Below are 5,565 nucleotides of genomic sequence, written 5' to 3'. Positions count from 1 at the left end.
TGTAGCACCAAATACCTTTAATATTGGTTCGGTAAAGGCGAGTCCAAAGGTTACAAAAAATATGCTTAGTACTGATATGGCTAAAAATGAGTTGCCGGCTACATGCTCAGCTTTTTCAATATTATTTTCCCCGAGGTTTCTTGAAATTACTGAAGCGGAACCGATTCCTATCATTTGAGCAAAAGCCATTATTAACATTTGAATAGGAAAAGCAATGGCGAGTCCACCAATGGCGTCTAGCGATACCCACTGCCCTACAAATATTGTATCAATTATGTTATAAAGAGCAGTTACGAGCATTCCTATAGTGGCAGGTAGTGATAGTTTTAACAGTAACCTGCTAATTTTTTCTGTGCCGAGTTGGCTATTGTTTTTACTCAGAGTAATCACATCCTATTTATAATTTAGTCTTAGAAGGTTTTGAAATATTAAGTTCTTTGCAATTTCCTTTGAGTTATAAGAATAGATATCCATTTACCTAAAAAACAACTAATTCAATAATAATATAAAAAGGTTGCGAGAGCAACCTTTTTATATTATTACTGTTCCGATATTCTAAATAAGTAAAATCTATAGTAAGTTTGTGGTTTATATTCTTCTTAAATTGCAACACATCATGAGTCACATTTTGCTCTTAATATAAACAGCCTTGACATGAAATCCCTTTTATTCTTGAAATCTGATACATATTCAATTTCATTCCCAGCATAATTCTTTGATAATATTATACCTATGTTCATAAGTTCATCTCCATAATGTGTTGTATTCTTTTGTTCAATTTCATAACAAAAATCTTCATTTAAGCCCTTAAGTTTAAATCTACGATATATATCATTGGGTTTTGAAAGTATAGTATAATGACCTACAAGTGCTTGTTTTCTATCCTTAGATACAACCATCCATGCAGTTTCATTACCATCACCTTCAAAGGGACTAATTAATCTATAAAAATCACCCTTCTGTATTAGTTCTCTATGAGTTTTAAAGAAATTTATTTGCTTCTTTATAATCATTCTTTCTTCTTCAACTAGATTATTCAAATCTAGTTCATATCCGAAAGTACCAAAATATGCTACCGATGCCCTAGTATCTATAGGAGTTATTCTATTTACTTGGTGATTTGGTACTGCTGAAACATGAGAACCTATAGAAGTAATTGGATATACCATAGATGTTCCATATTGAATTTTAAGTCTCTCAATGGCGTCAGTATCGTCACTTGTCCATGCTTGGGGCGCGTAGTATAACATGCCTGGGTCAAATCTATTTCCACCACCTGAACAAGATTCAAAAAGTATTTTTGGATACACGGCTATCAATCTATCATATAAGTCATAGACTCCTAAAATATACCTATGCATAAATTCACCTTGCTTTTTACCTTCTAAGCCATGAGAATAAGCTTCTGTAATATTTCTGTTCATATCCCACTTAATATAAGAAATAGATGCGTTAGATAACACCTTATTCATCATTCCAAAAACATAGTCCACTACATCTTTCCTTGAAAAATCTAAAACAAATTGATTTCTACCTTGTGACATACGTCTTTCAGGAGTGTGAATTACCCAGTCTGGGTGTTCTTCAAATATATGACTATCCGAGCTTACCATCTCAGGTTCAAACCAAAGACCGAATTCTAATCCCAAAGCATTTATTTTATTTGATAAATCACCTATGCCCTTAGGTAGCTTTTTAAAATTAGGATACCAGTCCCCAAGTGATGAATTGTCTCCGTTTCTTTTTCCAAACCATCCATCATCTAATACAAATAATTCTACCCCAAGATTTTTAGCTTGTTTAGCTAAGGACAATATTTTTTCTTCATCAAAATCAAAATAAGTAGCTTCCCAATTGTTTATAAGTATTGGTCTAACTCGGTCTCGAAAGTACCCTCTAGAGAGTCTAGTTCTATATAGGTTATGGAAGGTTTGGCTCATACCATTTAGGCCTCTATCCGAATAAACGAGTACTGCCTCTGGTGTTTGAAATATTTCTTGCTTTTCAAGATTCCATGAAAAGTTAAAAGGATTAATTCCTATAGAAATTCTTGACGCACTATAAGAATCTACGTCTACTTGAGCTAAGAAATTACCACTGTAAACAAGACTAAATCCATAAACATCACCGAAATCCTCTGTGGTTTCTGGTCTTTTTAGCGCTAAAAACGGATTATGATTTGAACTACTAGCGCCTCTTATGCTGTATATAGATTGTACTCCCGGTTGAAGTTTTCGAGTCTTAACATGCCGTTCTCTTGCCCATGCACCAGCCAAATGAATCATATCATAATTATCGTCTGGCAAGTCTAGTGAAGCACTCATTGCACTATTTAAAACTAATTTTTCGTCTCCAAGATTTACAAATGAAGCACTTCTAGCAATAGCTCCATAACTTTCAAAAATAGTATAAGAAAGCATTAGCTCTACAGTTAGAACATTGTCAAATAATTTGATTTCTAAAGTGGTTGCTTCATTCTCATCTTCAACATAGGTGCAAGGCATAGCCCTTAGTGATTTTTTACCTTTGTATATATTATGAGATACATATTCAAAATTAGTTATAGTACTCCCATTTTCTCTTGTTATTTGGTGTGAAGGATATCTATAATCTGTAGTTCCATAACTCGGATATTCTTGTTTTATATGATCCAATGAAAATGATTGGTCGCCTTCGTAAACAACAGAAGTGAACGCTCTTGGTTCTCTCTCTATAAGATGATTAAAACATTCTCTATGTGTTATGTGCTTGCCAAAATACAAGTTCTCTAATTGATTGTTTTTCATTACTTTTATTATATAACTTATTTCATTATTAAATAAATGGAATTCATTAGTGCTTTCATTAAAAATAATTGCCATATTGCACCTCACAAACTTATTTTTTAATTTTAACTTCATAGGGTTTTAGGATATTATCCTCATAAGTCACTTCATATTTACTAAATTCTTTATCTACTGATATTACATCTATATTAACATTTAAGTTATGAAATGGGAAATATAACCTTAGAAGTTAATTAGTAAAATCGAATTGTAAATTAGGATTATGTGCTGCTATGTTTTTTAGTAATTGGAACTTCATCATTCATGGGAGAATCGGCTGTGGATTTATTTCATGAAAGGATAAAAACGGAAGAGAAATCTGTAAAGTTCTTATCAGTTATGATATCATATAATATATAAATCGTGCATTTGGACAACAATATTTGTACTAAATAATAATTAGAGAAAGGGGAAATGAAATTTTGGAAAATGATAAAGTAAAAGAACACATTATAGAAATTGTTGATAATCAAATGAGGGATAACAATCCTAAATGTACAACAGAAGTTTTTGAAAAACTAGTAGGTAGCGGATATGCAGAAGATATGGCTAAGAAAATGATTGGAGCAGTTTTGGTAGAGGAATTATATTATGTTTTGAAAAATGAGGAATTATTTAATGAAGAAAGATATAGTGAGAAATTGTATAAGTTGCCACTATTAAATAAGAAATTGTAATATAATGAGTGTTTAATAAAAGAATACTTATACAGGTTGAAGAGGCATAGAAGAATTTAATATTGTAGCAATGTATTTATAAACTATATTAAAAAAGACAGGGAGTTCACTTTAGGAACTCTCTGTCTTTTTTATGAGTCTCAAAATGTTCTTTATGGATCAATCTTTGAATATATTTAAAGGAAAAAAGAATTTAGTTCTTTAATAAGATATATTAAGGAACATAAAGGAGATTAATATATGTTTAAGTTTAACAATAAGCTAAATCAACAAATAACTCTTTTATCACACGAGTTTATTAAGGGGAATATTAATGGGATTGAGAGCATTGAGCAACAAAATAAAAGTAACTCAGCTATTAAGTTCACTGCAAGTATTGCCAAAGCAATAAAAAGCATTTCTCCAAAGATATCTTTAATTGTAAGTAGTTTACTAGCTGTCACAACTAGAATAAGTGCATTTATTGTACAATTGACATACTTTTCAGATGAGTTACTACACTCTTCTGACACACTTAGAAATGCCACAGAATCACTAGTAGCATCTGCAGAGGAAACTAACGCAAGTATGAATGAGATAACTAACACTATTAATTCCAACGCACAATCAATCCAGGTATTAGCTGATAAATCTGAAAATACAATCAGTCTATCTAATAAGAACAATGAAAGTTTAAATGATATTATAGATGTAAATAAAGAAATACTTGTAAAATCCAATGAAGTACATGTGAATATAACTGAACTTTATTCTCTAATTTACAGTATGGAAGCCATTGTTGGGGGTATTGATGGAATAGCAAAGCAAACAAACCTACTTGCGCTGAATGCAAGTATAGAAGCTGCAAGAGCTGGAGAACATGGTAGAGGATTTGCGGTTGTTGCTTATGAAGTGAGAAAACTTTCAGAAACCACTTCTGATAACTTAAAGACAATGAAAGAGTTTATGAATAAAATGAAATTATCGGCAGAAAAGTCAAAAGAAAGCGTAGACTACACTATAAAGTCAATTCACACCATGAACGACTGTACAAATTCAATGCAAAATTCTTTTAAAGAAAGCAAGGATTCAATGAATTATATAATGGATGAAATACAGACTATGTCTGCAAGTATGGAAGAAATAAACGCTTCAAGTGAGGAAATAAATGCAACTATGCAGGTTATGACCAATGAATTGGCACAAATAAGTCATGAGGCATCCATTATAAATATGGAATCAGAGGAACTAAAGGTGATGGGAAGGGGTATTGAAGAAATTGATGATGCGATATCAAAAATTGTTCTAGTAGGTGGTCAAGTTTCCAGTATTGAGTATTTCAAACTAGATAACGATGAGTTTATCAAATCACTTGAAAGTGCAATAAATGCGCATAAAGAATGGGTAGATAACTTAATATCTATGGCTGTAGAAATGCACGTTAAGCCAATGCAATTAAGTGGAGAAAAGTGCGGGTTTGGTCATTTTTACTACTCAGTTAGTCCTAATAATGAAAAAATTAAAACTATTTGGGACACTGTAGGAAAAATTCACTTAGACTTACATAAACTTGGTGCAGAGGTATCAAAAAATATAAAAGATAACAATAAAGACCTAGCAATGTCGAATAGCTTAAAAGTCAAAAAGATATCAGAAGAGGTATTATTAAAGCTAACTAATATGAGAGAGATTTCACATGAGCTAACTAAGAAGAAAGAATTTATTTTCTAAGTTATGCATAATATAAGGTGCTTTAGGCTGGATAAGTTAATTTTTAATTATTATTTATATAAGAATTAGAGATATAGGTCCTATATTTTTGCTTTTATTATGTCTTTATCATCATCAGGTACTGGTAGCATGTGTTTCTTTTCGAGAGCAAACACGTCTATCGGTATTTTTTTGTCCAACATTATTTATGGTTTTTTTATAGACTATTAATATAACGCATTATTGTAGCATATTATTAATGCTATGTCTAAATAGTTTCTTAACAAAGGATTGGATTATCAATTTGGTCTGTAAATGAAAGAATGATGGGAAGTGATATGAAATAGACAAGAGGGCAAAAAATAAAATACCAG

General features: G+C 31.3%; 4 protein-coding genes. 2 read left to right on the top strand and 2 right to left on the bottom strand.

The features are described 5' to 3' along the window. Positions 1 to 390: MATE family efflux transporter (locus tag JJE11_RS13785; RefSeq protein WP_291636565.1), on the bottom strand; the 390-nt coding region annotated here is incomplete at its 3' end. A gap of 224 nt (positions 391 to 614) precedes the next feature. Continuing rightward, entirely contained in the window at positions 615 to 2,861 is a 2,247-nt protein-coding gene (locus JJE11_RS13780; protein WP_291636563.1) for an alpha-galactosidase, read from the bottom strand. A 386-nt stretch (positions 2,862 to 3,247) separates the two neighbouring features. Here JJE11_RS13780 and JJE11_RS13775 point away from each other — a divergent pair, with 386 nt between their 5' ends. Continuing rightward, positions 3,248 to 3,502 carry a hypothetical protein gene (locus JJE11_RS13775; RefSeq protein ID WP_291636561.1) on the top strand — a complete coding sequence of 85 codons (255 nt, stop codon included), beginning with the start codon at positions 3,248 to 3,250 and terminating at the stop codon, positions 3,500 to 3,502. Between the two features lie 240 nt (positions 3,503 to 3,742). Next, on the top strand, positions 3,743 to 5,212 hold the full coding sequence (locus JJE11_RS13770) for a methyl-accepting chemotaxis protein (protein WP_291636559.1): 1,470 nt from the start codon (positions 3,743 to 3,745) through the stop codon (positions 5,210 to 5,212). The last annotated feature ends 353 nt before the right edge of the window (positions 5,213 to 5,565 follow it).

Origin of the sequence: Clostridium sp. (assembly GCF_016650095.1) — a bacterium.
Lineage (GTDB): Bacteria > Bacillota > Clostridia > Clostridiales > Clostridiaceae > Clostridium_AD.
Note: the sequence above shows the minus strand (reverse complement) of the source record. Positions and strands in the feature narration are given on the sequence as shown.